The sequence below is a fragment of the Mycobacterium pseudoshottsii JCM 15466 genome, from assembly GCF_003584745.1.
GTDB classification, from domain to species: domain Bacteria; phylum Actinomycetota; class Actinomycetes; order Mycobacteriales; family Mycobacteriaceae; genus Mycobacterium; species Mycobacterium marinum.
The window spans coordinates 1,289,146-1,313,907 of sequence record NZ_AP018410.1; the positions used below are offsets into that span (position 1 = coordinate 1,289,146).

Genomic DNA, 24,762 nt, shown 5'->3' on the forward strand with positions numbered 1-24,762 from the left:
GTATCGATGACAACCACCACTGAATTCCCGTCGGCGACCGCCAAGGCGCGGTTCGTGCGGGTGTCGCCGAGAAAGGCGCGCCGGGTAATTGACCTGGTGCGTGGCAGGTCGGTTTCAGACGCGCTCGACATCCTGCGTTGGGCGCCGCAGGCCGCCAGCGAGCCGGTCGCCAAGGTGATCGCCAGTGCGGCCGCCAACGCGCAGAACAACAACGGCTTGGACCCGGCGACCTTGATCGTGGCCACGGTCTACGCCGACGAGGGCCCGACCGCCAAGCGCATCCGCCCGCGGGCGCAGGGACGCGCGTTCCGGATTCGCAAGCGGACCAGCCACATCACCGTGGTGGTGGAGAGCCGGCCGAGCAAGGACCAGCGGTCTTCGAAGTCGTCGCGGGCTCGCCGCGCCGAGGGCAGCAAGGCCGCCGCAACGGCGCCCGCGAAGAAGTCCTCGGCCAGCAAGGCGCCGGCGAAGAAGGCCGCCACCAAAGCCGAGTCCAAGACTTCCAAGACTTCTGAGACTTCTGAAGCGAAGGGAGGCTCAGACTAGTGGGCCAGAAGATCAACCCGCACGGCTTCCGCTTGGGCATCACCACCGACTGGAAGTCGCGTTGGTATGCCGACAAGCAGTACGCCGACTACGTCAAGGAAGACGTCGCCATCCGTCGGCTGCTGTCCAGCGGCCTGGAGCGCGCCGGAATCGCCGACGTGGAGATCGAGCGCACCCGTGACCGGGTCCGGGTCGACATCCACACCGCGCGTCCGGGCATCGTCATTGGCCGCCGTGGCACCGAGGCCGACCGCATCCGTGCGGATCTGGAGAAGCTGACCGGCAAGCAGGTTCAGCTCAACATCCTCGAAGTCAAAAACCCTGAGTCGCAAGCGCAACTGGTGGCCCAAGGGGTCGCTGAGCAGCTGAGCAACCGGGTGGCGTTCCGCCGGGCGATGCGTAAAGCCATCCAGTCCGCGATGCGCCAACCCAACGTCAAGGGCATCCGGGTGCAGTGCTCGGGTCGTCTTGGTGGCGCGGAGATGAGCCGGTCGGAGTTCTACCGCGAGGGCCGGGTTCCGCTGCACACGCTGCGCGCGGACATCGACTACGGCCTGTATGAGGCCAAGACCACCTTCGGCCGGATCGGTGTGAAGGTGTGGATCTACAAGGGCGACATCGTCGGCGGCAAGCGCGAATTGGCCGCCGCCGTTCCCGCGGGCGCCGACCGTCCGCGCCGCGAGCGGCAGGCGGGCAGCCGTCCGCGCCGCAGCGGTGCTTCCGGCACCACGGCCACCGGCGCCGAAGCCGGACGTGCCGTGGGTAGCGAAGAGCCCGCCGCCGCAGAAAGCGCTACCACCCCCGAAGCGCAGAGCACGGAGAGCTAAATCATGTTGATTCCCCGTAAGGTTAAGCACCGCAAGCAACACCACCCCCGCCAGCGTGGCATCGCCAGCGGCGGGACGTCGGTGAACTTCGGCGACTATGGGATCCAGGCCCTCGAGCACGCCTACGTCACCAACCGGCAGATCGAGTCCGCTCGTATCGCCATCAACCGGCACATCAAGCGTGGCGGTAAGGTGTGGATCAACATCTTCCCGGACCGTCCCCTGACCAAGAAGCCGGCCGAAACCCGGATGGGTTCGGGTAAGGGCTCCCCGGAGTGGTGGGTGGCCAACGTCAAGCCGGGCCGGGTGCTGTTCGAACTCAGCTACCCCAACGAAGCGATCGCACGAGCGGCGCTGACCCGCGCGATCCACAAGCTGCCGATCAAGGCACGCATCATCACCCGAGAGGAGCAGTTCTGATGGCAGTGGGAATTTCCCCTGGCGAACTGCGCGAGCTCACCGAAGAAGAGCTGACCGAGCGTCTGCGCGAATCCAAGGAAGAGCTGTTCAACCTGCGTTTCCAGATGGCGACCGGACAGCTCAACAACAACCGCCGGCTGCGCACGGTGCGTCAGGAAATCGCACGCGTCTACACCGTGTTGCGCGAACGAGAATTGGGTCTGGCGGCTGGACCCGGCGAACCCTATGGTAAGGAATCGTGATGGCAGAGGCGAAGACTGGCGCGAAGGCCACCAAGTCCGCAGCGGCGGGCGCGGCCGATGGCGCTTCCAAGGAAAAGGGTCCCAAGCACACGCCGAGCACTCCTAAGCCGCGCGGTCGTCGCAAGACGCGCATCGGCTACGTCGTGAGCGACAAGATGCAGAAGACCATCGTGGTCGAGCTCGAAGACCGCGTGCGTCACCCGCTCTACGGCAAGATCATTCGCACCACCAAGAAGGTCAAGGTGCACGACGAGCACAGCGCCGCCGGCATCGGCGACCGGGTTTCCCTGATGGAGACGCGTCCGCTGTCGGCCACCAAGCGCTGGCGGCTCGTCGAAATCCTCGAGAAGGCCAAGTGACGGTCTCATAACCGTTGCGCCGGCGACATCGCCCGAGACTTGCAGTCTCGGGCGATTTTGCATTTGGCTGGCTACCCTGGCAGCGGGTGCACTCTGCACACGAGATAGGGCAAGCAGGTCCACAACGGGAGTGAGGCTGGCCAGTGGTGACTGGGACAACGGGGTCGACCGAATTCAAGGGCAAGATCGAGTTGGATATCCGCGACTCGGAAGCGGATTGGGGTCCGTACGCGGCGCCCACCGCGCCCGAGAATGCGCCCAACATCTTGTACCTGGTCTGGGATGACACCGGAATTGCCACCTGGGACTGCTTTGGCGGGCTGGTGCAGATGCCGACCATGTCACGAATCGCCGAACGCGGCGTGCGACTGACCCAGTTCCACACCACCGCGCTGTGCTCGCCGACGCGCGCGTCGCTGCTGACCGGGCGCAACGCGACCACCGTGGGGATGGCGACCATCGAGGAGTTCACCGACGGGTTCCCCAACTGCAGTGGCCGCATCCCCGCCGATACGGCGCTGCTGTCCGAGGTACTGGCCGAACGTGGTTACAACACCTACTGCATCGGGAAGTGGCATCTGACGCCGATGGAAGAGTCCAGCATGGCGGCGACGCGACGGCATTGGCCGGTCTCGCGCGGCTTCGAGCGGTTTTACGGGTTCATGGGTGGGGAGACCGACCAGTGGTACCCCGACCTGGTGTACGACAACCATCCGGTCAACCCGCCCGCCACCCCCGAGGATGGCTACCACCTGTCGAAGGACCTTGCCGACAAGACGATTCAGTTCATGCGTGACGCCAAGGTGGTCGCGCCTGACAAGCCCTGGTTCAGCTACGTGTGCCCGGGTGCCGGGCACGCGCCCCATCACGTCTTCAAGGAATGGGCCGACAAGTACGCCGGCAAGTTCGACATGGGCTATGAGCGTTACCGCGAGATCGTGCTGGAAAACCAGAAGGCGATGGGCATTGTGCCGCCCGACACCGAGCTGTCGCCGATCAACCCCTATCTCGACGTCAAAGGCCCCTCGGGCGAGTCGTGGCCGATGCAGGACACGGTGCGGCCCTGGGGCTCGCTGAACGAGGAAGAGAAAAAGCTGTTCAGCCGGATGGTCGAGGTGTTCGCCGGTTTCCTGAGCTATACCGATGCGCAGATCGGGCGGATCCTGGACTATCTCGAGGAATCCGGCGAGCTGGACAACACGATCATCGTGGTGATCTCCGACAATGGCGCCAGCGGCGAGGGCGGTCCCAACGGATCGGTGAACGAAGGCAAGTTCTTCAACGGCTACATCGACACCGTCGAAGAGAGCATGAAACTGTTCGACCACCTCGGCGGGCCCCAGACCTACAACCACTATCCGATCGGGTGGGCGATGGCTTTCAACACGCCCTACAAGCTGTTCAAGCGCTACGCCTCGCATGAGGGCGGTATCGCCGACACGGCGACCATCTCCTGGCCCGACGGGATCGCGGCGCACGGTGAAGTCCGGGACCACTACATCAACGTCTGCGATGTCACGCCGACCGTCTACGACCTGTTGGACATGACGCCGCCGGAGGTCGTCAAGGGCATCGCGCAAAAGCCGCTGGACGGTGTGAGTTTCAACGCGGCCCTTACCGATCCCGCCGCCGATACCGGCAAGAAGACCCAGTTCTACGCCATGCTGGGGACCCGCGGCATCTGGCATGAGGGCTGGTTCGCCAACACCGTGCACGCCGCGGCCCCGGCGGGATGGTCGCATTTCGACGCCGACCGCTGGGAACTGTTCCACATCGCCCAAGACCGCAGCCAGTGCCATGATCTGGCCGCCGAGCACCCCGACAAGCTGGAGGAACTCAAGGCACTGTGGTTCTCCGAGGCCGCCAAGTACAACGGGCTGCCGCTGGGTGATCTGAACATCATGGAGACGATGATGCGGTCGCGCCCGTATCTGGTCGGCGAACGCACGAGCTACATCTACTACCCCGACTGTGCTGAGGTCGGCATCGGTGCCGGGGCCGAGATTCGCGGCCGCTCGTTCGCCTTGGTGGCCGAGGTCACCGTCAATACCACCGGCGCCGAGGGCGTGCTGTTCAAGCAGGGTGGTGCGCACGGCGGTCACGTGTTGTTCATCGCCGACGGTCGCCTGCACTACGTCTACAACTTCCTCGGTGAACGCCAGCAGTTGCTGTCCTCGGTGGGGCCGATTCCGCTGGGCCATCACTTGTTCGGGGTGCGCTATGCGCGGACGGGCACGGTGGCCAACAGCCATACGCCGCTGGGCGACCTTACGATGTACTTCGACCACAACGAGGTGGGCTCGCTTGCAGATGTGACGACCCACCCCGGAACGTTTGGACTTGCCGGTGCGGGCATCACCGTCGGCCGCAATGGCGGTTCTGCAGTGTCGAGTCGCTACAAGGCGCCCTTTGCCTTCACTGGCGGAAGCATCGCCCGAGTGACCATTGACCTATCCGGACGACCATATGAAGACGTGGAAAAAGAACTTGCACTTGCCTTTTCAAGGGACTGACCGGCTGGCCCGATCGTTGTCCGCGGCTCTGGGTGTGGTGAGCCTGGTGTGCCTGTCCGGCGTCTTGTCCGCCTGCGCGGAGCGCGGCGGGTCGGGTTCACCCGGCGTGCATCCCGACCCCGCTAGACCAGTACCGGGAGTCGTAGCGACCCAGCCGGAACAAATACCGCCCCACACAGTCGGCTGCGCTCCGTCGCTGACGGGGGAGGGCCGGGCCACCACGGCCGCGGCGGCGGACCAGGACGCCCCCAGAGTCACACTCAGCGTGCCCAACGGCTGGACCGCGCGTGGTGGAAGCGGTGACACGGCGCTGAACCTGACCGGCCCCGATGGGATGGCGGCGACGGTGACCATCACCGCAACCGACGCGCTGCCAGAGCGTGCCTTCCAGGAGTACACCGCACATCTGGGAGGTTCGATGCGCCGGCTCAACTTCGCCGTCGCGGGGGCACCCTTCTGTGGGTACAGCAGCGAGTTGCTGACCGGCGCTCTGCAGGGTCCGTCGGGCGCAATCCAGTTCGCTGACCGCATCACCCACATCTGGACCAACACCAAGATGTACCTGGTGGCCGTGCATCTGGAGGGCCCGGCCGGGGTGGCTGGCTTCACTGCGGCGAAATCCGCATTGATGCAAAACTTTGCCGTCCTCATACCCTGAAGTTGTGCTGACCGAATTGGTTGACCTGCCGGGCGGATCGTTTCGCATGGGGTCGACGAGCTTTTACCCGGAGGAAGCGCCGATCCATAGCGTGTCCGTGCACGCATTCGCGATCGAGCGCTACCCGGTGACCAACGCCCAGTTCGCGGAGTTCGTGGCGGCGACGGGCTATGTGACGGTTGCAGAGCAGCCCCTTGACCCCGCGTTGTATCCGGGGGTCAATCAGGATGACCTACGTCCGGGTGCGATGGTGTTTCGTCCCACCGCGGGACCGGTCGACCTACGTGACTGGCGTCAGTGGTGGGATTGGGCGCCCGGCGCGAGCTGGCGTCATCCGTGGGGGCCGGACAGCGACGTCGACGACCGGGCCGATCACCCGGTGGTGAAGGTGGCCTATCCGGACGCCGCGGCCTACGCGCGGTGGGCGGGTCGTCGGCTACCGACCGAGGCCGAGTGGGAGTACGCGGCCCGCGGTGCCACCACCACCACCTACGCATGGGGCGACGAAGAGAAGCCCGCCGGACAACTGATGGCCAACACCTGGCAGGGCAAGTTCCCCTACCGCAACGACGGAGCACTCGGCTGGTTCGGGACCTCGCCGGTGGGAACCTTTCCGGCCAATGGGTTCGGCCTGTTCGACATGATCGGCAATGTCTGGGAGTGGACCACAACCCCGTTTTCAGCGCATCACCGCATCGATCAGCCGCCCAAGGCGTGCTGCGCACCGGCCGGGCCCGCCGATCCGACCATCAGCCAGACCCTCAAGGGTGGTTCGCACCTGTGCGCGCCCGAGTATTGCCACCGCTACCGGCCGGCGGCCCGTTCGCCGCAGTCCCGGGACACCGCGACCACCCATATCGGATTCCGCTGCGTGGCAGATCGCTAGCCGGCAACCGGACCGGTCGCGAACTGATTTGGAAACGCCGCCGCAAGGCACCCCGGTTGCTACGATCTGCCACCGTGTCTCGTGACGGGGGCTCGGCCGCATCAGTGCGATCTCCGGCGGTAACCGCGGATGGCAGATAACAACGCTGCGCCGGGTGCGGCCGCCGCCCCGGATCCACCGGCGAATGCCCGGCCCAAACCCAAGCACATGTCGCGGCGCAAGCACCTCGTGCTCGACACCACAATCATTGTGGGCGTCATCGTCGTCTACATCTTTTCGCTGGTCGGTTACCACTGGCTGGCCAGCACGCCGGGGCCGCTGCCCAAACCCGACGTCGGCACCACCGACGACACGGTGGTCCTGGTCCGCTTCGAGGCGCTGCATACCGTTGCAAATCGCCTCGATGTGAAAGTTCTGGTGATGCCCGACGATTCGATGATCGACCATCGGCTCAACGTGCTCACCGTGGACACCTCGGTGCGCTTCTACCCGGAAAATGAACTGGGCGACCTGCAGTACCCGGTGGGCAAGTCACCCGCACAGGTAGCCACCACCATCGAAGCGCACGGCGACCCCGGTAACTGGCCATTCGACCGGTACACCACCGACACCATCCAAGCCGATGTCCTGGTGGGAACCGGTGAGAACCGTCAGTACAAGGCCACCCGGGTGGAAGTGACCGGATCGCTGGAGGGCTGGGACATCAGCGTCGAGCGGGTAGGGGACGCCAGTCAGACCTCCGACCGCCCCGACAACGTCATCGTGACCTTCCAGCGGGCCAAGGGGCCGCTGGTCTTCGACCTGGGCATCTGCCTGGTCCTGATCACCCTGCCGACGTTGGCCTTGTTCGTCGCGATCCAGATGATCACCCGCCGGAGAAAGTTTCAGCCACCGTTCGGCACCTGGTATGCGGCGATGCTGTTCGCCGTGGTGCCGTTGCGCAACATCCTTCCGGGTTCTCCGCCCGCGGGTGCGTGGATCGACCAAGCCATCGTCATCTGGGTGCTAATTGCGCTGGCCACGGCCATGGTGGTGTACGTTGTCGCCTGGTATCGCGTGTCTGAATGAGCCGCTGCAAAGCCGGCCACAGTGCAAATTTGGCTCTGAGCAGCTCGTCCCCTAGACTCTAGGGGTTGCCTTGGGCAGACCTCGGCCGGTGCGTACAAGCCCCAAAGCTTGTCGGCTGGCCCAGCGTGCCCTTCGGTAACGAAAGACCGCGCATGTCAGGTTTGTGGTGGGCCTTGTCCGTTGAGGCTCGTTTAGGCCCATTTGGGCTGCATTCCTGCTGTGCACACGTCCACCCGAGTCAGGAGGTCTAGTGATTCAGCAGGAATCGCGGCTGAAGGTCGCCGACAACACCGGCGCCAAGGAGATCTTGTGCATCCGCGTGCTCGGCGGATCGTCGCGACGCTACGCCGGGATTGGTGACATCATCGTCGCCACCGTCAAAGACGCCATCCCGGGCGGCAACGTCAAGCGCGGCGATGTCGTCAAAGCCGTTGTGGTGCGCACCGTCAAGGAGGGCCGGCGTCCCGACGGCAGCTACATCAAGTTCGACGAGAATGCCGCCGTCATCATCAAGCCGGACAACGACCCGCGCGGTTCCCGCATCTTCGGCCCGGTGGGCCGCGAGCTGCGCGAGAAGCGGTTCATGAAGATCATTTCGCTCGCCCCGGAGGTGTTGTAGATGAAGGTCCACAAGGGCGACACCGTGCTGGTTGTTTCCGGCAAAGACAAAGGCGCCAAGGGCAAAGTCCTGCAGGCCTACCCGGAACGCAACCGGGTGTTGGTCGAGGGTGTCAACCGAATCAAGAAGCACACCGCGATTTCGACCAACCAGCGTGGTGCAAAGTCGGGCGGGATCGTTACCCAGGAAGCGCCGATCCACGTCTCCAACGTGATGGTCGTCGACTCCGATGGCAAGCCCACCCGGATCGGCTACCGGGTCGACGAGGAGACCGGCAAGCGGGTCCGTATCTCCAAGCGCAATGGCAAGGACATTCAGGCATGAGCACTACTGATAGCGCAGTGAAGATTCCGCCGCGGCTCAAGGAGCGCTACCGCAGCGAGATCCGCGATGTGCTGCACAAGCAGTTCGGCTACGGCAACGTCATGCAGATCCCGACTGTCACCAAGGTCGTGGTGAACATGGGAGTCGGCGAGGCCGCGCGGGACGCCAAGCTGATCAACGGCGCGGTGAGCGACCTGGCACTGATCACCGGTCAGCGCCCGGAGATCCGCAAGGCCCGCAAGTCCATTGCGCAGTTCAAACTGCGTGAGGGCATGCCCGTGGGCGTGCGGGCGACGCTGCGAGGCGACCGGATGTGGGAGTTCCTCGACCGGCTCACCTCGATCGCGTTGCCGCGTATTCGTGACTTCCGCGGTTTGTCGCCCAAGCAATTCGACGGTGTCGGCAACTACACCTTCGGGCTGGCTGAGCAGTCGGTGTTCCACGAGATCGATGTGGACAAGATCGACCGTGTCCGCGGTATGGACATCAACGTTGTCACCTCGGCGACGACCGACGAGGAAGGACGAGCGCTGTTGCGGGCCCTCGGCTTTCCGTTCAAGGAGAACTGAGCAGATGGCGAAGAAGGCACTGGTCAACAAGGCCGCACGCAAGCCCAAGTTCGCGGTGCGCGGCTACACACGATGCAGCAAGTGCGGCCGCCCCCGTGCGGTGTTTCGCAAGTTCGGACTATGCAGGATCTGCCTGCGCGAGATGGCTCATGCAGGTGAGCTGCCCGGCGTGCAGAAGAGCAGCTGGTAAAAAGGCCAACCCCCAGATACAGGTGCGCGGTAGGCCCTGACCGGGAACCGCCGCGAGGAAGGGTACAGACGCTGTCATGACCATGACGGACCCGATCGCAGACTTCTTGACTCGTCTGCGTAACGCCAATTCGGCGTACCACGACGAGGTGAGTTTGCCGCACTCCAAGATCAAGGCCAACATCGCCCAGATCCTCAAGAACGAGGGCTACATCAGCGACTTCCATACCGAAGACGCGCGAGTTGGCAAATCGTTGATCGTTCAACTCAAGTACGGGCCGAGCCGGGAACGCAGCATCGCCGGTTTGCGGCGGGTGTCCAAGCCCGGGCTGCGGGTCTACGCCAAGTCCACCAACCTGCCGCGGGTACTCGGCGGCCTGGGTGTGGCGATCATTTCGACCTCCTCAGGCTTGCTGACCGACCGCCAGGCAGCCAGACAGGGCGTGGGCGGCGAAGTCCTCGCGTACGTGTGGTGAGGGAGTAACCATGTCGCGTATTGGTAAGCAGCCGGTTCCGGTTCCCACCGGAGTCGACGTAATGATCGAGGGACAGAAGGTCTCGGTGAAGGGGCCCAAGGGCGCCCTGGACCTGACGGTCGCCGAGCCGATCACGGTGTCGCGCAACGATGATGGCGCGATCGTGATCTCCCGCCCCAACGACGAGCGGCGCAACCGTTCGTTGCACGGGTTGTCACGCACCCTGGTCTCCAACCTGGTGACCGGCGTGACTGAGGGATACACCACCAAAATGGAGATCCACGGCGTGGGTTACCGCGTGCAGCTCAAGGGCGCCAACCTGGAGTTCGCACTCGGATACAGCCACCCCGTTGTGATCGAGGCGCCCGAAGGCATCACCTTCGCCGTCCAGGCGCCGACGAAATTCACGGTCTCTGGGATCGACAAGCAGAAGGTCGGCCAGATCTTGGCGAACATCCGCCGGTTGCGCCGTCCCGACCCGTACAAGGGCAAGGGCGTGCGTTACGAAGGCGAGCAGATCCGCCGCAAGGTCGGAAAGACAGGTAAGTAGTCATGGCGCAAACACAGGCTGACACCGCCGCGCGGAAGCCGGTGGGGCAGAGCGTATCCGCTACCCGCCGGGTTTCCCGGCTGCGCAGGCACGCACGGCTGCGCAAGAGGATCGCCGGCACCCAACAACGTCCGCGCCTGGTGGTGCACCGGTCCGCTCGGCACATCCACGTGCAGTTGGTGAACGACGCCAACGGCACCACCGTGGCCGCCGCCTCATCGATCGAAACCGATGTGCGTGGCCTGGATGGAGACAAGAAAGCCCGCAGTGTTCGGGTGGGCCAGTTGATCGCCGAGCGCGCCAAGGCCGCCGGTATCGACACCGTGGTATTCGACCGCGGCGGGTACACCTACGGCGGACGGATCGCGGCGCTGGCCGATGCCGCGCGCGAGAATGGATTGAAGTTCTGATGACTGGGAACCTGAACAACACTGGAAGGACCGCATAATGGCGGAGCAGTCGGCCGGTGGGCAAGGAGCCCCTGAAGGCCGCGACAGCCGCGACTCACGCGAAGGCCGCGGCCGGCGTGACGGTGGCCGCGGTGGCCGCGACAGCGACAAGAGCAACTACTTGGAGCGTGTGGTTGCGATCAACCGCGTCTCCAAGGTGGTCAAGGGTGGTCGGCGATTCAGCTTCACCGCCCTGGTCATCGTCGGTGACGGCAACGGGATGGTCGGTGTCGGCTACGGCAAGGCCAAAGAAGTCCCGGCCGCGATCGCCAAGGGCGTCGAGGAGGCTCGCAAGGGCTTCTTCCGGGTGCCGTTGATAGGCGGCACCATCACCCATCCGGTGCAGGGCGAGGCGGCCGCCGGTGTGGTGCTGCTGCGTCCGGCCAGCCCGGGTACCGGTGTGATCGCCGGTGGCGCTGCGCGCGCCGTGCTGGAATGCGCCGGCGTGCACGACATCCTGGCCAAGTCGCTGGGTAGCGACAACGCGATCAACGTGGTGCACGCCACCGTTGCCGCGCTGAAGATGCTGCAGCGTCCCGAGGAAGTGGCGGCCCGACGCGGACTGCCCATCGAGGACGTTGCCCCGGCCGGAATGCTCAAGGCGCGCCGCGAAAGCGAAGCGCTGGCCGCCGCTGCTGTACGCGAGGCCCAAACTTCGGGGGCACAACCATGAGTGAAGCAACCAATCAGCTCAAGATCACCCAGGTGCGTAGCACCATCGGGGCGCGCTGGAAGCAGCGCGAGAGCCTGCGCACCCTGGGCTTGCGCCGGATCCGCCACACGGTGGTCCGCGACGACAACGCGCAGACCCGCGGGCTGATCGCGGTGGTGCGCCACCTCGTCGAGGTGGAGCCCGCCCAGAATGGCACCGGAGGTAAGGCACAGTGACCATCAAGCTGCACGATCTGCGCCCGGCGCCCGGATCGAAAACCCCGCGGACTCGCGTGGGTCGCGGTGAGGGCTCCAAGGGTAAGACCGCGGGCCGCGGCACCAAGGGCACCAAGGCGCGCAAACAGGTTCCGACGACGTTCGAGGGTGGGCAGATGCCCATCCACATGCGGCTGCCCAAACTCAAGGGTTTCCGTAACCGGTTCCGCACCGAGTACGAGATCGTCAATGTCGGCGACATCGCTAGGCTGTTCCCCGAGGGCGGCACCGTCGGTGTCGACGAGCTGGTCGCCAAGGGGGCGGTTCGCAAGAACTCGCTGGTGAAGGTGCTCGGCGACGGCAAGCTGACCGTCAAGGTCGATATCACCGCGCACAAGTTCAGCGGTAGCGCCCGGGAGCAGATCACCGCCGCCGGCGGATCCGTCACCGAACTGTAGTACCGCGAGCAGACGCTCAATCGCACAACGCCACGGCGATTTGTGCGATTTCGCGTCTGCTCGCGAGCTAGCGCAGCCGCGGAATGACCTCCGCGGCGAGGCGCTCCATCTGCTCGTGGTTCTGCCCGACATCGGGGCCCACGGGATTGAGCAACAGCGTTTGCGCTCCCGCGGCGATCACCTCAGCCAGCCCGCGGGTGACGTCGTCGGGAGTGCCCGCCACCGCCACCGCATCCAGGCCGCCCATCTTTCCGTAGATACTGCGCAAACCCGCCAGCACGCGCTCGCGGGCCCGCTCGGGGTCGTCGTCCACCATCAGATAGACCCGTTTGCCGATAGTGAAGCCGGCGGGATCGCGGCCTTGTTCGGCCAGTTCGTGACGCAGTGTGGTCACCGCCGTGGCGAAGTCGGCCGTCGTCGAGGAGCCCGCGCCCAGGAATGCGTCACCGTGCCGGACCGCCCTGGCCAGGGCCTTGGGCGCGCGCCCGCCGAACCAGATCGGAGGGTGCGGGCGTTGCACCGGCTTGGGCTGGATGGGCAGGTCATCGACATCGCGGAAGCGGCCATGGAACCTCACCCGTGGCTCATCGGACCAGGCCGCCTTCATCAACTGCAGGCCCTCGGTGAAATAGCTGACATGGGTGGCGCGGTCCACCCCGAAAGCCGCGAACTTGCGTGAACCGCCGCCGGCCGCGACGCCGAGGTCGAGGCGGCCGTTGCTGAGACGGTCCACGGCGGTCACAGACGAGGCCAATTGCAGCGGATCGTGCAGGGACGTCACCAACACGGCGACCCCCAGCCGAAGCCGATTGGTGCAGGCAGCGCAGTATGCCAGTAGCTCTAGCGGTGCCAGCAGCGGCGAGCTGCCGATGATCTGCTCGAGTACCCACCCGCCCTCGAACCCGAGTTCCTCGGCGCGGGCGAGATAGGCGCGTAGTCCTGCGGCGTCAAAGCCGTCGGTGTCGAGTTGGGGGATCGCTATCGAAAACCTCACCTCGCCACCGTACGACGTGCCCAGGGGCCCGGTACCCAGGCCGATGGGCCACGATGCCGGGGCCTGGCCATCGGTACGCTAAAAATATGTTCGCCTTTCTGCCCTTCCTGCCCCGCTTGTCGAGTGTGGGGGACGACGTGCGCGAACTGGCCGAACGCGTCGACACCGCCCGTCACCACGGGGTACCCAACGGCTGCATCCTGGAATTCAACCTGCGCACCATGCCGGCGGAGAGCAACGGTTTCGACCCGTTTTTGATCATCTCCGGGGGCGGCCGGCCGATGGCGCTGCGCGATGCTGTTGCGGCGCTGCACCGCGGTGCCGAGGACCCTCGGGTCGGTGGCCTGATTGCCCGGGTGCAGCTTCCACCGGCGCCGATCGGGGCGGTTCAGGCACTTCGCGAGGCGATCGCGGCGTTTAGCGCCGTGAAACCGTCGGTGGCCTGGGCCGAAACGTATCCGGGTACGTTGTCCTACTACCTGGCGACGGCGTTTCGGGAGATCTGGATGCAGCCCTCCGGGGAGGCCGGGCTGATCGGCTTTGCCAGCAACGCGATGTTCCTGCGCGATGCGCTCGACAAGGTGGGCATCGAAGCCCAGTTCGTGGCGCGAGGCGAATACAAGTCGGCGGCAGACCTTTTCACTGAGGACGGTTACACCGACGCCAACCGTGAAGCCGTCACCAGGATGCTGGAAAGCCTGCAAGACCAGGTGTGGCAGGCGGTCGCCCAATCGCGCCAGATCGACGCGGGTGTACTTGATGGACTGGCTGACAAGGCTCCGCTGCTGCGGGATGAGGCGCTGTCCTCCGGTCTGATCGATCGGATCGGATTCCGCGACGAGGCCTATGCCAGGATCGCGGAATTGGCTGGCGTGGAGGGTGTTTCGCCGGAATCGATCGACACCGCAGACAAACTGCCGCGAATGCATCTGGCGCGCTATGCCGGCACCGCCAGGCCGCGTCTGGCGCCGCCCGTGCCGTCGATCCCGGGGCGCCGGGGCAAGCCCACGATCGCCGTTGTCAGCGTCGAGGGGCCGATCGTCAACGGCCGGGGTGGCCCACAGGGGTTGCCGTTGGGTCCGTCCAGCGCCGGTGGCGACACCATCGCATCGGCATTGGGTGAGGCGGCGGCCGACGACGAGGTGTCGGCGATTGTGTTGCGGGTGGACAGTCCCGGCGGCTCGGTCACCGCGTCGGAGACCATCTGGCGTGAGGTGCAGCGGGCCCGCGACCGGGGCAAGCCGGTGGTGGCCTCGATGGGCTCGATCGCGGCCTCCGGCGGCTACTACGTATCGATGGGTGCGGATGCAATCGTCGCGAATCCGGGCACGATCACCGGTTCAATCGGAGTGATCACCGGCAAGCTGGTGGCCCTGATCTGAAGGATCGGCTGGGCGTTGGGTCAGAGACGTTGCGCACCAACGCCAATGCTGACGCCTGGTCGATAGACGCGCCATTTACCGACGAGCAGCGCGCCCGACGTGAGGCCGAGGCAGACATGTTCTACACCGATTTTGTGGAACGCGTAGCCCGGGGCCGCAACCTTCGCACCGAAGACGTGGATGCGGTTGCCCGAGGGCGAGTTTGGACCGGTGCCGATGCCCTGGAGCGGGGCTTGGTCGACGAGCTCGGCGGCTTTCGCACCGCGGTCCGACGCGCCAAGGTGCTGGCCGGCCTGGATGAGGACACCGAGGTCCGCCTGGTCGGCTATCCGGGCTCGTCGCTGCTGGATCTGCTGTGGCCGCGCGGGTCGTCTCGGCCGGTGGCGGCCTCAGTGCCCGAAGCCGTGGGCGCGCTGGTTGTCCGCTCGGTGGCCGGCGCCGTCGGACAGGTGGAGCAGACGTTGACCGGGGCCAACGTGTTGTGGCTGGGGCGGTCGCGGTTCTAGCCGGTCAGGGCGGCGCTGATGAAGATGATTTCGCCGAGCGGGTCGTCGTCGGAGGGGGCGGGAACGGCCATGCCGTTGCGCTCGAAAAGCTCGCTTCGGGTCACGCCCTCGGCGTCCCAGCCCTTGGCGCGCAGATAGTCGACGACGTGATTGCGCGCGCCGGTGTAGACCAGCGACGACATGTCGATGTCCAAACCATGGTCGCGAAACGGACCTGACATCTGCCGCGCCCGGTCGACATCGAAATCCACAATGCCGGGCACGAATTCGGTAGCCACGGTGCTGCCCGGCGCGCTGAGCGCGGTGATGTTGTCGAACAACCGGTCTTGGGCCTCGGGCGGCAAGTAGATCAGCAGGCCTTCGGCCAGCCACGCCGTGGGTGCCGTGGTGTCCAGGCCGGCTGCCCGCAGCGCCACCGGCCAGTCCCCACGCAGATCGATGGGGATTGCGCGCCGGGTTGCCCTGGGTTCGGCGCCGAGGTCGGCCAGAACATTGGTCTTGAATTCGATCACCTGAGGTTGATCGAGTTCGTAGACCACGGTGTCGGCCGGCCACGGCAACCGGTATGCGCGGGCATCCAGCCCCGACGCGAGGATCACCGCCTGCCGGATCCCGCTCTTGATGGCGTCGCCGAAGTAGTCGTCGAAGTACTTGGTGCGTACCGCCATTCCGTCCACCATCGCCTGGGCCTTTGCCGACGAAACATTCTGCAGGACACTCAGATCGAACTCGCCGTCCATCATCTTGATGAAAAAGTCGACACCGACGGCGTGCACCAGCGGTTCGGTGAACGGATCGTCGATCAAACCACGGGGATCCCTCGATGCCATCGCCCGGCCCGCGGCGACCATGGTGGCGGTGGCGCCGATGCTGGAGGCCAGATCCCATTTGTCATCGTGCGTGCGTGCCATGTCGGTCCTATCTCAGGTTCTACTTGCGGATCCCGGTGACGTAGCTCATCCCGCCGAACAGCGCCATCATCTCATCGTCGGGCGGCTCAAACCCATTGTGTGCGTGCATCTCTTCAAACGTTCGGGCCCGCACCCGCCATCCGTGGTCGGCAAGGTAGTCGATGACGGTGTTGCGGTCGCCATGGTAGATCAGCTCGGCCATGTCCAGATCCAGCCCCATCCGGCGCCAGCGTTCGGAAAGCCGCTGTGCGCGCGGCCCGGAGAAGCCGTTGGGGTCGGGGAAGTGCTCGGCGGCGACCTGGCTTCCCGGCGTGCTGAGCTCGGCGATGTTGTCGAACAGCCGATCCTGGGCCTCGGGCGGCAGATAGACCAGCAGGCCCTCGGCGATCCATGCGGTCGGTTGCCCGGCGTCGAAACCGCGCTGCCGCAGCGCGCTCGGCCAATCCTCGCGCAGGTCGATACCGATTGGCCGATGGTCGGGGCAGGGGAGTGCGCCGAACTCGGCCAGCGTGCGCGTCTTGAACTCGATCACTTGCGGTTGGTCAATTTCGTAGACCGTCATGCCCGATGGCCAGTTCAATCGGTAAGCCCTGGTGTCCAGACCTGACGCCAGGATCACCGCCTGGCGGATACCGCGCGCACCGGCAGCAGTGAAGAAGTCATCGAAATACCTGGTGCGCACCGCGATCTGTTCGTTTAGCGACCGGGGGCTTGACGGCGGATCGTCGACCGCGGTGTCACCATCGATCATGCGAACCAACGGCTGCAGCCCCACCGCACGGACGAGCGGCTCGGCGAGCCGGTCGTCGAGCAGCGCATCGGGTCCCCGGGAGGCCCGTGCCCGCGAAGCCGCGACCATCGTCGCCGTCGCTCCCACGCTGGACGCCGGATCCCAGCTGTCCGCGTCCGTCCGCCGGTTCATGGCGCCGGGTCCGGCCGGGGCGTCGTGTAGAGGGTGCCACTGACGTAGAGCATGTCTACCGAGGGGCCGTCGTCGTCGACCGCAGCCGGTGCAAGTCCGTTTGCCGCGCGCAGTTCAGGCAACGGGGTGCTGGTCAAGAGCCAACCGCGGTCCGAGAGGTAGGGCACCGCCTCGTTGCGGTCGCCGAAATAGACGAGTCCGACCATGTCGACGTCGAAACCATGAGCGCGCCAGCGCGCGGAGACCTCTTGCATGCGCTCTTTGATCTGTTCCTCTTCGCCCGGATCCACACTGCTCAGGCATTCGGCGGCCAGCCGGCTGCCGGGGGCGCTGAGTTCGGTGACGGTGTCGAGCAGCCGGTCCTGGGCCTCCGGCGGGAGGTATCCCAGTAGACCTTCGGCGCTCCATGCGGTCGGCTGGTTCGGGTCGAAACCGGCGGCGCGCAACGCCGCGGGCCAGTCTTCCCGCAAATCGACGGCCACCACTCGGCGGTCTGCGGTGGGGGCGGCCCCCAGATCGGCCAGGGTGCGGGATTTGAAATCGATCACCTGCGGCAGATCAATCTCGTAGACCACGGTCTGGGGCGGCCATGGCAACCGGTATGCGCGGGCGTCCAGTCCCGAGGCGAGGATGACGACCTGCTCGAGGCCGGCCCGCGTCGCATCCAGGAAGAAGTCGTCGAAAAATCTGGTGCGTACCGCCATGTTGTCGGCAACGTCGCCGATGGGGCCAAGCGGGCGTTGGGGATCGTCATCGAGGTCGGCAACGTTGAATTCGCCGGTCGCCAGCCGGGTCAAGAGGTCCACTCCGACGGCTCGCACCAATGGTTCGGCGTAGGGATCGTTGATCAGCGGGTTCTCGGTACGGGTAGCCATCGCGCGGGCGGCGGCCACCATGGTCGCGGTCACCCCGACACTTGATGCCAAATCCCAGCTGTCGCCGTCATACCTGGTGGAACCGGTGGAGGTCATATGGTGCCCCGTTCGCAGCTAGTGGTTCAGCCCCGTCAATATTTAGATAGTTTAACAAGCTTTCGGGCGGTCGGCGTTGGCGCTGGACCGGGCAAAGATCCGGTGGCTGGCACCGCGCGGTCCTGCCATCACACCGGTCAACCAGGTGCCGCGATCGGATCCACTTTCCTGCCTAAACCGTCCCCGGGCTGAGTTCGCACGCGGCAACCTGGAGGCATGTCGTACACGATGGCCGGCCGGCGGGTATTGATCACGGGTGCATCGTCCGGGGTCGGCGCGGCCCTGGCCAGAATGCTGGCCGCCCGCGGCACGACGGTCGGGTTGATCGCCCGTCGGCGCGACCGGCTCGAGGAGGTCCTGGCCGATTGCCGCAAGACCTCGCCGCAATCGGTGATGTGGGTGGCTGATCTCTGCGACACCGCCGGGGCCGCCCGGCTGGCTCTGCAAGCCTGGCAGGCGATGGGCGGCATCGACGTGCTGATCAACAACGCCGCGATCCCGAAACGTCGGGAAGTGAGCGCGTTGCGGCCGACCGAGGTGGAGCAGGTCATGGGGGTCAACTTCTTTGCCCCGATGCGGATGACCCTGGCTTTGTTGCCGCGGATGTTGGCGCGCGGATCGGGCACCATCGTCAACGTGTCCAGCGTCGGCGGTCGCCTCGGCATCATTCATGAATCAGCCTATTGCGCAAGTAAGTTCGCGCTGTGCGGCTGGAGTGAGTCGATCGCGGTCGACCTGGCGGGAAGCGGTGTCTCGGTAAGACTGATCCAGCCTGGTCCCGTCGACACCGAAATCTGGGACCGGCCCGACACTGAGGATCCGCTCTACCGCGGGCCCAAGGTTCCGGCCGACTTGGTGGCCGAGGGCATCATCGCGGCCATCGGCAGCGACTGCTTCGAGCACTACCTGCCCGAGATGATGGCTTTGAAGGACATCGTGGATGCCAAGAATGCCGACCTCGATACGTTTCTCACCGCCGCGGCGGCCATGACCTGGCAATGAAAGCCCTGGTTTACGGCGTAGCCCCCGAGCCATTCGAGATCGATGAGCCGGCGAACCCGTTGGCGTGCAACCTGGCCCGCACCCCGACGGCGCTGCGTGAGCTGGCAGATCCACGGCCGCTGCGACCGGATTGGGTGATCACCCGGCCGCGGCTGACGGGCATCTGCGGGTCTGACTCCAAGCAGATCCTGCTCGACTTCGGCGAGCAGGACGCCGACAACGCCTTGGCCGCCTTCTGCTCGTTCCCGCAAGTCATGGGCCACGAGGTGGTCGCCGACGTGGTGGAGCTGGGGCCCGAGGCGGGTGGGCTCGAAGTCGGTCAGCGGGTGGTGCTCAACCCGTGGCTGTCGTGCCGGCCACGGGGGATCGAACCACCGTGCCCGGCCTGCCAAAGCGGTGACTACAGCCTGTGCTGGAGCTTCACCGACGGTGGCATCCAGCCGGGCATCCATACCGGGGTGTCGGCGGACGTAACCGGCGGATACGCCGAACTGATGCCCGCCCACGACAGCATGCTGTTTCCGGTTCCAGGGCCAATTAGCGACGAGGCGGCGGTGTTCGCCGATCCGTTCTCGGTGTCCCTGCATGCGATCACCCGCCATCCGCCGCCGCGATCCGGCCGGGTGCTGGTCTACGGCGCGGGATCACTCGGGTTGTGCGCGATCGCGATCCTGCGGGCGCTGTACCCGGACGTGGCGGTGGCCGTGGTGGCACGGTTTGCCGCCCAGGGCGAGCTGGCCGGCCGCTTTGGCGCCGCCAAAGTCGTGGCTCACGAACCGCGGCTGGCGATCATCGAGGAGTTGGTCGCCTGGGGCGGTGGCCGGCTACGGCAGGCTCTGCTGGGCTTGCCGATGGCGCACCCCGGGGCCGTCGACGTCGTGTACGACACGGTGGGCAGGCCAGAGACGTTCGAGGTAGGAGTGCGGGTCCTCAACTCGCGCGGGACCCTGGTCAAGGCCGGCGTTCACGCGCCGGGGCGGTGGGAGTGGAGTCCGCTGTATTTCAAGGAGATCAGCTGGGTCGGTTCCAACGCGTTCGGCGTCGAGGAGGTCGAGGGGGTGCGCAAGCATGCCATCGCCCACTATTTCGACCTGGTCGCCGACGACCGGCTGGACTTGCGGAGCATGCTCACCCATACCTTCGCGCTACCGCAATGGCGCGACGCCTTCCTGGCGATTGCGAACCAAGGCGAAAGCGGAGCGGTGAAGGTGGCCTTCGATCAACGTTGACCGAGGCCTCAGGCGCACGGGCGGGTGGCGCGGTAGTAGACGAGCCGGCCGAGCAGCGGGTGGCGTTGGGCGCCGACCTCGGCGACGTCGAACCCGGCGGTATCCAGCAGGCGTCGAATCCCATCGCCCAGGTTGCCCGCTACATGGAGGTTGTGCCTGATGAAGCGCGACGCCAGGCCGTCATGGGCGGACATGTCGCCGCCGACATCGACCAGATGCAGCCGGCCACCGGGCCGCAGCACCCGAAATGCTTCCGCCGCCGCAGCGGATTTAGCGTCCTCATCCAGATGGTGCAGCATCATCGAGGACAGCACCCGGTCGAACTCGCCGTCGGCATAGGGCAGCCGCTGAGCGTAGCCCTGGTCGAAACGAACTCCCTCGACATTGCCCGTCTTGCGTTGCGCGCGCTGCAGCGCGCGCGGGTCGGGATCGGATCCGATCACCTCAGCCCGGGGTTGAGCGCGCTTGGCTTTGATGGCGAGGTTCCCAGTGCCGCAGCCGATTTCCAGGATGCGACCACAGTCGGCGAGTTCGGCCTGGGTGATCAGCGTCCGATGGATCTTGTTCATGCCCAGCAGGCGGGACAGCAGGTCATACGCGGGAAGCAGCGCATCATGGCCGGCCGCGGGCAAGTAGTCGCGGGATTCGCCGCTGTGCTGGAGACCGAAACGTGGATGATGATTGGTCATACATCCAATTGTGTAGGCCTGATAGGAAACAAGATTTGGCAATCTTTGTTGAAACTTGGACTATCTTTGGCGCATGGCCCAGGCCGCACGGCTGATCCAGCACCGCAGTGGGGTACCCATCTATGGATATCGCACCGACCCGGATATTCCACGGGTGTCGGTGCTGCGGCCCGGACCTGAGGATCTGGGCGACCGCGCTCGTCACATCCACGACTTCCCTGCGCTGTGGTACGTACCCGAAGCCGGGCTGGTGTACATCGCCGCTGCCGGTCAGGTGCTCGAGCCCACGCAATTCGGGTCCCTCCAGGCTGGGGTTGCGATGTTTTTCGATCCTGCCGCCCTCGGCGGGGACGGAGGGTCGCCCTGGCCGTCGTGGCGGACGCATCCGTTGTTGTTCCCGTTTCTGCACGGACACTCGGGCGGGATCCTGAGGCTGGAGGTGCCCGCGGCCCGACGATCGACGTGGGATGGTGCGATCGCGGCGATCGAAGCGGAGTTGACCACGCGTCAGCAGGGCTACGGCCAGGCCGTTACGGCGCACCTCACGCTGCTGCTCATCGAACTCGCCCGCCTCGCCCGCGACGTGGTCGGGGACTTGCGGCGCAGCGGCGAACCGCTACTGGCCGAGGTGTTCGAGGTGATCGACCGGCGCCACGCCGAGCCGTTGTCGCTGCGCGACGTGGCGGCCGAGGTCGGCATGACGCCAGGACACCTGACCACGATCGTGCGTCGCCGCACCGGACGCACCGTGCAGGAATGGATTATCGAGCGCCGCATGGCCCAGGCGCGCGAGCTATTGGTCGCCACGGACCTTGCGGTTGGCGAGGTTGCCAGACGGGTGGGGATCTCCGATCCCGGCTATTTCAGCAGACTGTTCAGCAGAGCGCATGGCACCTCACCGCGGCAGTGGCGGGCGCTACCGCCCCGGCACTGATCCCGCCGGCGCCCCACGGCGGGCTACATCGGATTGGCGCGCAGATACGCGTACACGCCGGCGAAGTTACGGTTCACGTCTTCGGGAATGGGTACCGGACCGCCGAGAGCTCTGGCGCCCCAGACGATTTGGGCGGTGCGCTCAACCAGTGCCGTGACGTGCAGCACCTTGTCGGGGCGGGGCCCGACGGCCACCAGTCCGTGGTTGGCGATCAACGCGGCGGCGCGGCCCTGCAACGCTGCAACCGCGTTGCGGCCGACCTCGGGTGTTCCGGATGCGGCGTATTCGGCGCAGCGAACGTCTCCGCCGCAGTAGACCGCGAATTCGTCGATGCAGGCCGGAATCGGTTGGTGCGCGATGGCGAACATGGTCGCCCATACCGGGTGACTGTGGATGACGCTGCCGATGTCGTCGAACGCCTGGTAACACGCCAGGTGCAGGTGCATCTCGGTTGAGGGCGCGCGCCCGGCTTTGGCATGCAGCACCGTGCCGTCGGCGTCGACCTGCACCAGGTCGTCCAGCGTCATGTCCGCATAGTCGACCGAGGAGGGCGTTATCGCCAGGTTGCCGTCCGCGCACCGCGCGGAGATGTTGCCGGCCGTTCCTTCCACCAGGCCGCGGCGCAGCATGTCCTTGGCCGCCGCCAGCACCGCGACCTGGGCGTTGTCAACGAATTTCACCGGGCCAGCACCTCCGGGTTGAGGATATGGGTGGGTCTGGTTCCGGACAGCAATGCTTGCAGACCGTCGGCGACCATCTGCGCCTGTCGCGCCTCGGTGTTCCAGGTGGCCCCGCCGATATGGGGAGTCAGCACGACATTGGGCATGCTGGCCAGTGGGTGATCGGTCGGCAGCCATTCGCCGACGAAATGGTCCAGGCCGGCGGCGGCGACCTTGCCGGCGCGCAGGGCCTGCACCAGTGCGTCGGTGTCGTGCAATTGGGCCCGCGCCGTATTGAGGAAGACGGCGCCGTCGCGCATCGATGCGAATTGTTGCGCGCCGATCATGCCGACGGTGTCGTCGGTGACCGGCGCATGCAGGGAGACGATGTCGGACTCGGCCAGCAGCTCCGCCAGACCGTGTCGCGCGTCCGCGCAGTACGGATCGTGCGCGATGACTCGCAGGCCCAGGCCGGTCAGCCGCCACGCGGTGGCACGGCCTACCGCCCCCAGGCCCACCAGCCCGGCGGTGCGCCCGGCGATTTCCCAGCCGCGGAATCGCCGATAGGGGATGGTTCCGTCACGAAAGATATTGCCGGATCTGACGTCTGCGTCCGCGGTCAGCAGGTGGCGGGTGCTGGCCAGCAGCAGTGCCACCGTCATCTCGGCGACCGCATCGGCGTTGCGGGCCGGCGTGTTGAGCACCGGGATGCCGGCCGCGGTGGCCCCGGCGATGTCGACGTTGTTGGGATCCCCGCGGGTGGAGAAGATGGCGCGCAAACCCAGCTGCAACACCGCTCCGCTGACCGAATCAGCCTCCACCACAACAATGTCGACAGACTCGCTGGTGATCCGCTCGGCCAGTTGCTCGGCGCTGTAGATGCGCAGCGGGCCCCCTTCGAGCCCGCCTATCCATGGGTCATAGACGACGTCCACCAGTTGCCGGAGTTTGTCCAAGCCGGAACCGCGAAGCGGGGCCGTCACCAGTGCGCGCGGTCGAGACCTCACGGGTGTCCATGCTGGCGTACCGTGGCGCCCGTGTCACGTGAAGACGCCACAATCGGCATCGACATCGGCACCATCGCGGTCAAAGCGGTGGTTGCCGACGCCGATGGCAACGTGACCGCTCGGCTGCGGATTCCACACCAGTTGCGGGTTGGTGCGCCCGACCAACTCGAGCACGACGCCGACCAGGCGTGGCGGTGGGGCCCGCTGACGGCGCTGGAGCGGCTGGCCGGGCCCGACATACGGGCGGTGGCCGTGTCGGCGATGGTGCCGTCGATGACCGCGGTCGATTCCGGCGGTGTTCCCATCACGCCCGGACTGCTCTACGGCGACAGCAGGGGCTGGGTACCCGGGGCAGCCAACCAGCGCGCCCAACCGCTGCCGTCGGTGGGCGAAGCCGCGCAGTTTCTGCGTTGGACCGCCGCACAAGCACCCGAGGCGGCGGGATACTGGCCCGCGGCGGCGGTGGCCAACTACGCGATGTCGGGCGAACCGGTGATCGACTTCGCCACCGCGATTACCAGCCTTCCCCTGTTCGACGGGACGGGCTGGAATCCCCAGGCGTGTGCGGACTGTGGTGCCAGCGCCGATCGGATGCCGCGGGTCGAGACGTTCGGCACCGCGGTCGGCCAGGTACACGGCACCGATGCGGTGCTGGGGGCCGGCGGCATCGATGCGGTGTGCGAGCAGATCGTGGCCGGAGCCGACCACCACGGCGATGTACTGGTGCTCTGCGGCACCACCCTGATCGTGTGGACGACCATCTCCGGGTCCCGTCAGGTGCCGGGCCTGTGGACCATTCCCCACACCGCCCCCGGGAAAAGTCAGATCGGCGGCGCCAGCAACGCCGGGGGCCTGTTCTTGAGTTGGGTCGACCGCGTTACCGGCTCCGCCGATCGCGACGGCGAGCAGGACCGGGTCGATCCGCGGCGGGTGCCGATCTGGTTGCCCTACATACGTGGTGAGCGCACACCGTTCCACGATCCCGATCGGCGGGCGAGTCTCGAGGGGCTCGACCTCACGCAAGGCGCCGCGGCAGTGCGGCGGGCGGCCTACGAGGCGTCGGGCTTCGTCGTCCGGCATCTGGTCGAGCTCAGTGGCGCGCCGGTGTTGCGCATCGTGGCATCCGGTGGCGGTACGTGTGTGCGGCCCTGGATGCAGGCCATCGCCGATGTCACCGGGCGGCCGGTACACGTCTCGGCCGTGGCCGAGGGGGCCGCGCTGGGGGCGGCCTTCCTCGCGCGGATGGCGGCCGGTCTGGAATCGTCAATCGCCGACGCCGATCGCTGGGCCCGCACCGATCGCATCGTGGAACCGCTCCCCGACTGGGTGGGCCCCACCAAGGACCGCTATCGCCGATTTCTCGAGCTCAGTGGATCACCACTGGCCTGAGTCGGCCCGCTAAAGCCAGTGCCCGCCAAGGTGGTTGGTGACGGGGCGGGGGTGGCCCCGGGGTCGGGGCGAGTCGCGCCGCGGGTGGGCCGGCCGGATGGGTATGCGGGTAGCGCAATTCCCACGGCGTCGTTCTACGCTTATGCC

30 protein-coding genes and 1 pseudogene are annotated in these 24,762 nt (G+C 66.2%); 24 read left to right on the plus strand and 7 right to left on the minus strand.

Translation table 11 applies throughout. The annotated features are described in order from the left end of the window. Positions 1–6: 6 nt before the first annotated feature. The 19 genes from rplV (at position 7) to rplO (ending at position 12,020) form a co-directional block, all read left to right on the plus strand. Positions 7–546 (plus strand): 50S ribosomal protein L22, encoded by a 540-nt coding sequence (gene rplV, locus MPSD_RS05830; RefSeq protein ID WP_020788562.1) that lies wholly within the window; start codon positions 7–9, stop codon positions 544–546. Next, positions 546–1,373, plus strand: a complete 828-nt coding sequence (gene rpsC / locus MPSD_RS05835) for a 30S ribosomal protein S3 (protein WP_020788561.1) — start codon at positions 546–548, stop codon at positions 1,371–1,373. The genes rplV and rpsC overlap by 1 nt, the downstream gene beginning before the upstream one ends. Before the next feature lie 3 nt (positions 1,374–1,376). Next, a complete protein-coding gene (gene rplP / locus MPSD_RS05840) occupies positions 1,377–1,793 on the plus strand; it encodes a 50S ribosomal protein L16 (RefSeq protein WP_011739064.1) in 417 nt (138 codons plus the stop codon). Then, on the plus strand, positions 1,793–2,035 hold the full coding sequence (gene rpmC / locus MPSD_RS05845; RefSeq protein ID WP_020788560.1) for a 50S ribosomal protein L29: 243 nt from the start codon (positions 1,793–1,795) through the stop codon (positions 2,033–2,035). The genes rplP and rpmC overlap by 1 nt, the downstream gene beginning before the upstream one ends. Next, on the plus strand, positions 2,032–2,394 hold the full coding sequence (gene rpsQ / locus MPSD_RS05850) for a 30S ribosomal protein S17 (protein ID WP_369797336.1): 363 nt from the start codon (positions 2,032–2,034) through the stop codon (positions 2,392–2,394). The genes rpmC and rpsQ overlap by 4 nt, the downstream gene beginning before the upstream one ends. 143 nt (positions 2,395–2,537) lie before the next feature. After that, positions 2,538–4,907, plus strand: coding sequence for an arylsulfatase (locus MPSD_RS05855; protein WP_086084770.1), 2,370 nt, complete (start codon positions 2,538–2,540; stop codon positions 4,905–4,907). Further along, the gene (locus MPSD_RS28950) at positions 4,888–5,565 is read left to right on the plus strand and encodes a hypothetical protein (RefSeq protein ID WP_232022764.1); all 678 of its coding nucleotides are present in this window, start codon (positions 4,888–4,890) and stop codon (positions 5,563–5,565) included. The genes MPSD_RS05855 and MPSD_RS28950 overlap by 20 nt, the downstream gene beginning before the upstream one ends. A gap of 4 nt (positions 5,566–5,569) precedes the next feature. Then, positions 5,570–6,451, plus strand: coding sequence for a formylglycine-generating enzyme family protein (locus MPSD_RS05865; protein WP_020788557.1), 882 nt, complete (start codon positions 5,570–5,572; stop codon positions 6,449–6,451). 129 nt (positions 6,452–6,580) lie between these two features. Next, positions 6,581–7,519 (plus strand): DUF4436 domain-containing protein, encoded by a 939-nt coding sequence (locus MPSD_RS05870; RefSeq protein ID WP_015354693.1) that lies wholly within the window; start codon positions 6,581–6,583, stop codon positions 7,517–7,519. A 250-nt stretch (positions 7,520–7,769) separates the two neighbouring features. Next, complete coding sequence (rplN, locus tag MPSD_RS05875) at positions 7,770–8,138, plus strand: 50S ribosomal protein L14 (RefSeq protein ID WP_020788555.1); 369 nt, start codon at positions 7,770–7,772, stop codon at positions 8,136–8,138. Beyond that, positions 8,139–8,462, plus strand: a complete 324-nt coding sequence (gene rplX / locus MPSD_RS05880) for a 50S ribosomal protein L24 (protein ID WP_011739070.1) — start codon at positions 8,139–8,141, stop codon at positions 8,460–8,462. Beyond that, positions 8,459–9,031, plus strand: a complete 573-nt coding sequence (rplE, locus tag MPSD_RS05885) for a 50S ribosomal protein L5 (protein ID WP_012392949.1) — start codon at positions 8,459–8,461, stop codon at positions 9,029–9,031. The genes rplX and rplE overlap by 4 nt, the downstream gene beginning before the upstream one ends. 4 nt (positions 9,032–9,035) lie before the next feature. Next, the gene (locus tag MPSD_RS05890; protein ID WP_011739072.1) at positions 9,036–9,221 is read left to right on the plus strand and encodes a type Z 30S ribosomal protein S14; all 186 of its coding nucleotides are present in this window, start codon (positions 9,036–9,038) and stop codon (positions 9,219–9,221) included. A gap of 76 nt (positions 9,222–9,297) precedes the next feature. Further along, positions 9,298–9,696 carry a 30S ribosomal protein S8 gene (gene rpsH / locus MPSD_RS05895; protein ID WP_011739073.1) on the plus strand — a complete coding sequence of 133 codons (399 nt, stop codon included), beginning with the start codon at positions 9,298–9,300 and terminating at the stop codon, positions 9,694–9,696. Between the two features lie 10 nt (positions 9,697–9,706). Continuing rightward, positions 9,707–10,246, plus strand: a complete 540-nt coding sequence (gene rplF, locus MPSD_RS05900; RefSeq protein WP_015354695.1) for a 50S ribosomal protein L6 — start codon at positions 9,707–9,709, stop codon at positions 10,244–10,246. A 41-nt stretch (positions 10,247–10,287) separates the two neighbouring features. Beyond that, positions 10,288–10,656: a 50S ribosomal protein L18 gene (gene rplR, locus MPSD_RS05905; RefSeq protein WP_020788552.1), complete on the plus strand. Its 369-nt coding sequence runs from the start codon at positions 10,288–10,290 to the stop codon at positions 10,654–10,656. Between the two features lie 37 nt (positions 10,657–10,693). Beyond that, positions 10,694–11,368 carry a 30S ribosomal protein S5 gene (gene rpsE, locus MPSD_RS05910; RefSeq protein WP_012392951.1) on the plus strand — a complete coding sequence of 225 codons (675 nt, stop codon included), beginning with the start codon at positions 10,694–10,696 and terminating at the stop codon, positions 11,366–11,368. Beyond that, positions 11,365–11,583: a 50S ribosomal protein L30 gene (gene rpmD, locus MPSD_RS05915; protein ID WP_011739077.1), complete on the plus strand. Its 219-nt coding sequence runs from the start codon at positions 11,365–11,367 to the stop codon at positions 11,581–11,583. The genes rpsE and rpmD overlap by 4 nt, the downstream gene beginning before the upstream one ends. Continuing rightward, positions 11,580–12,020 carry a 50S ribosomal protein L15 gene (gene rplO, locus MPSD_RS05920; RefSeq protein ID WP_011739078.1) on the plus strand — a complete coding sequence of 147 codons (441 nt, stop codon included), beginning with the start codon at positions 11,580–11,582 and terminating at the stop codon, positions 12,018–12,020. Before rpmD ends, rplO begins: the two co-directional genes overlap by 4 nt. Before the next feature lie 67 nt (positions 12,021–12,087). Here the strand turns inward: rplO and MPSD_RS05925 are convergent, their stop codons facing one another. Further along, positions 12,088–13,014 (minus strand): LLM class flavin-dependent oxidoreductase, encoded by a 927-nt coding sequence (locus MPSD_RS05925; RefSeq protein ID WP_012392953.1) that lies wholly within the window; start codon positions 13,012–13,014, stop codon positions 12,088–12,090. Between the two features lie 86 nt (positions 13,015–13,100). On the opposite strand from MPSD_RS05925, the pseudogene sppA reads away from it, so the two are divergent. Then, a pseudogene (gene sppA / locus MPSD_RS05930) lies at positions 13,101–14,902 on the plus strand (signal peptide peptidase SppA). Here sppA and MPSD_RS05935 read toward each other — a convergent pair. Genes MPSD_RS05935 through MPSD_RS05945 form a run of 3 tightly spaced genes read right to left on the minus strand, consistent with a single transcriptional unit; the run spans position 14,899 to position 17,706 of the window. Further along, a complete protein-coding gene (locus MPSD_RS05935) occupies positions 14,899–15,813 on the minus strand; it encodes a class I SAM-dependent methyltransferase (protein ID WP_086084771.1) in 915 nt (304 codons plus the stop codon). The pseudogene sppA and the gene MPSD_RS05935 overlap by 4 nt on opposite strands. A gap of 19 nt (positions 15,814–15,832) precedes the next feature. Further along, positions 15,833–16,735 carry a class I SAM-dependent methyltransferase gene (locus tag MPSD_RS05940; RefSeq protein ID WP_086084772.1) on the minus strand — a complete coding sequence of 301 codons (903 nt, stop codon included), beginning with the start codon at positions 16,733–16,735 and terminating at the stop codon, positions 15,833–15,835. Beyond that, positions 16,732–17,706, minus strand: coding sequence for a class I SAM-dependent methyltransferase (locus MPSD_RS05945; RefSeq protein ID WP_020788547.1), 975 nt, complete (start codon positions 17,704–17,706; stop codon positions 16,732–16,734). The genes MPSD_RS05940 and MPSD_RS05945 overlap by 4 nt, the downstream gene beginning before the upstream one ends. Positions 17,707–17,934: 228 nt before the next feature. Between MPSD_RS05945 and MPSD_RS05950 the strand changes: the two genes are divergently transcribed. Together MPSD_RS05950 and MPSD_RS05955 are read left to right on the plus strand one after the other, a co-directional pair. Further along, positions 17,935–18,708: an SDR family NAD(P)-dependent oxidoreductase gene (locus MPSD_RS05950; RefSeq protein WP_020788546.1), complete on the plus strand. Its 774-nt coding sequence runs from the start codon at positions 17,935–17,937 to the stop codon at positions 18,706–18,708. Continuing rightward, positions 18,705–19,937, plus strand: a complete 1,233-nt coding sequence (locus MPSD_RS05955; protein WP_020788545.1) for a zinc-dependent alcohol dehydrogenase — start codon at positions 18,705–18,707, stop codon at positions 19,935–19,937. Before MPSD_RS05950 ends, MPSD_RS05955 begins: the two co-directional genes overlap by 4 nt. Before the next feature lie 8 nt (positions 19,938–19,945). Here the strand turns inward: MPSD_RS05955 and MPSD_RS05960 are convergent, their stop codons facing one another. Beyond that, a complete protein-coding gene (locus tag MPSD_RS05960; protein ID WP_012392958.1) occupies positions 19,946–20,626 on the minus strand; it encodes a class I SAM-dependent methyltransferase in 681 nt (226 codons plus the stop codon). Positions 20,627–20,699: 73 nt separating this feature from the next. Between MPSD_RS05960 and MPSD_RS05965 the strand changes: the two genes are divergently transcribed. Further along, the gene (locus MPSD_RS05965; protein ID WP_119571706.1) at positions 20,700–21,560 is read left to right on the plus strand and encodes a helix-turn-helix transcriptional regulator; all 861 of its coding nucleotides are present in this window, start codon (positions 20,700–20,702) and stop codon (positions 21,558–21,560) included. A 23-nt stretch (positions 21,561–21,583) separates the two neighbouring features. Here the strand turns inward: MPSD_RS05965 and MPSD_RS05970 are convergent, their stop codons facing one another. Together MPSD_RS05970 and MPSD_RS05975 are read right to left on the minus strand one after the other, a co-directional pair. Then, entirely contained in the window at positions 21,584–22,240 is a 657-nt protein-coding gene (locus MPSD_RS05970; protein ID WP_020788543.1) for an L-fuculose-phosphate aldolase, read from the minus strand. Continuing rightward, positions 22,237–23,226, minus strand: a complete 990-nt coding sequence (locus MPSD_RS05975) for an NAD(P)-dependent oxidoreductase (protein ID WP_036426890.1) — start codon at positions 23,224–23,226, stop codon at positions 22,237–22,239. Before MPSD_RS05975 ends, MPSD_RS05970 begins: the two co-directional genes overlap by 4 nt. A 30-nt stretch (positions 23,227–23,256) precedes the next feature. Between MPSD_RS05975 and MPSD_RS05980 the strand changes: the two genes are divergently transcribed. Then, positions 23,257–24,615 carry a xylulokinase gene (locus MPSD_RS05980; RefSeq protein WP_086084786.1) on the plus strand — a complete coding sequence of 453 codons (1,359 nt, stop codon included), beginning with the start codon at positions 23,257–23,259 and terminating at the stop codon, positions 24,613–24,615. The last annotated feature ends 147 nt before the right edge of the window (positions 24,616–24,762 follow it).

Coding starts and splice junctions, on each gene's coding strand:
- rplV (WP_020788562.1), top strand. CDS start 7: ATGACAACCACCACTGAATTCCCGTCGGCGACCGCCAAGGCGCGGTTC.
- rplP (WP_011739064.1), top strand. CDS start 1,377: ATGTTGATTCCCCGTAAGGTTAAGCACCGCAAGCAACACCACCCCCGC.
- rpmC (WP_020788560.1), top strand. CDS start 1,793: ATGGCAGTGGGAATTTCCCCTGGCGAACTGCGCGAGCTCACCGAAGAA.
- MPSD_RS05870 (WP_015354693.1), top strand. CDS start 6,581: ATGGCAGATAACAACGCTGCGCCGGGTGCGGCCGCCGCCCCGGATCCA.
- rplX (WP_011739070.1), top strand. CDS start 8,139: ATGAAGGTCCACAAGGGCGACACCGTGCTGGTTGTTTCCGGCAAAGAC.
- rplE (WP_012392949.1), top strand. CDS start 8,459: ATGAGCACTACTGATAGCGCAGTGAAGATTCCGCCGCGGCTCAAGGAG.
- MPSD_RS05890 (WP_011739072.1), top strand. CDS start 9,036: ATGGCGAAGAAGGCACTGGTCAACAAGGCCGCACGCAAGCCCAAGTTC.
- rpsH (WP_011739073.1), top strand. CDS start 9,298: ATGACCATGACGGACCCGATCGCAGACTTCTTGACTCGTCTGCGTAAC.
- rplF (WP_015354695.1), top strand. CDS start 9,707: ATGTCGCGTATTGGTAAGCAGCCGGTTCCGGTTCCCACCGGAGTCGAC.
- rpsE (WP_012392951.1), top strand. CDS start 10,694: ATGGCGGAGCAGTCGGCCGGTGGGCAAGGAGCCCCTGAAGGCCGCGAC.
- rpmD (WP_011739077.1), top strand. CDS start 11,365: ATGAGTGAAGCAACCAATCAGCTCAAGATCACCCAGGTGCGTAGCACC.
- MPSD_RS05935 (WP_086084771.1), bottom strand. CDS start 15,813: ATGGCACGCACGCACGATGACAAATGGGATCTGGCCTCCAGCATCGGC.
- MPSD_RS05940 (WP_086084772.1), bottom strand. CDS start 16,735: ATGAACCGGCGGACGGACGCGGACAGCTGGGATCCGGCGTCCAGCGTG.
- MPSD_RS05945 (WP_020788547.1), bottom strand. CDS start 17,706: ATGACCTCCACCGGTTCCACCAGGTATGACGGCGACAGCTGGGATTTG.
- MPSD_RS05950 (WP_020788546.1), top strand. CDS start 17,935: ATGGCCGGCCGGCGGGTATTGATCACGGGTGCATCGTCCGGGGTCGGC.
- MPSD_RS05955 (WP_020788545.1), top strand. CDS start 18,705: ATGAAAGCCCTGGTTTACGGCGTAGCCCCCGAGCCATTCGAGATCGAT.
- MPSD_RS05960 (WP_012392958.1), bottom strand. CDS start 20,626: ATGACCAATCATCATCCACGTTTCGGTCTCCAGCACAGCGGCGAATCC.
- MPSD_RS05965 (WP_119571706.1), top strand. CDS start 20,700: ATGGCCCAGGCCGCACGGCTGATCCAGCACCGCAGTGGGGTACCCATC.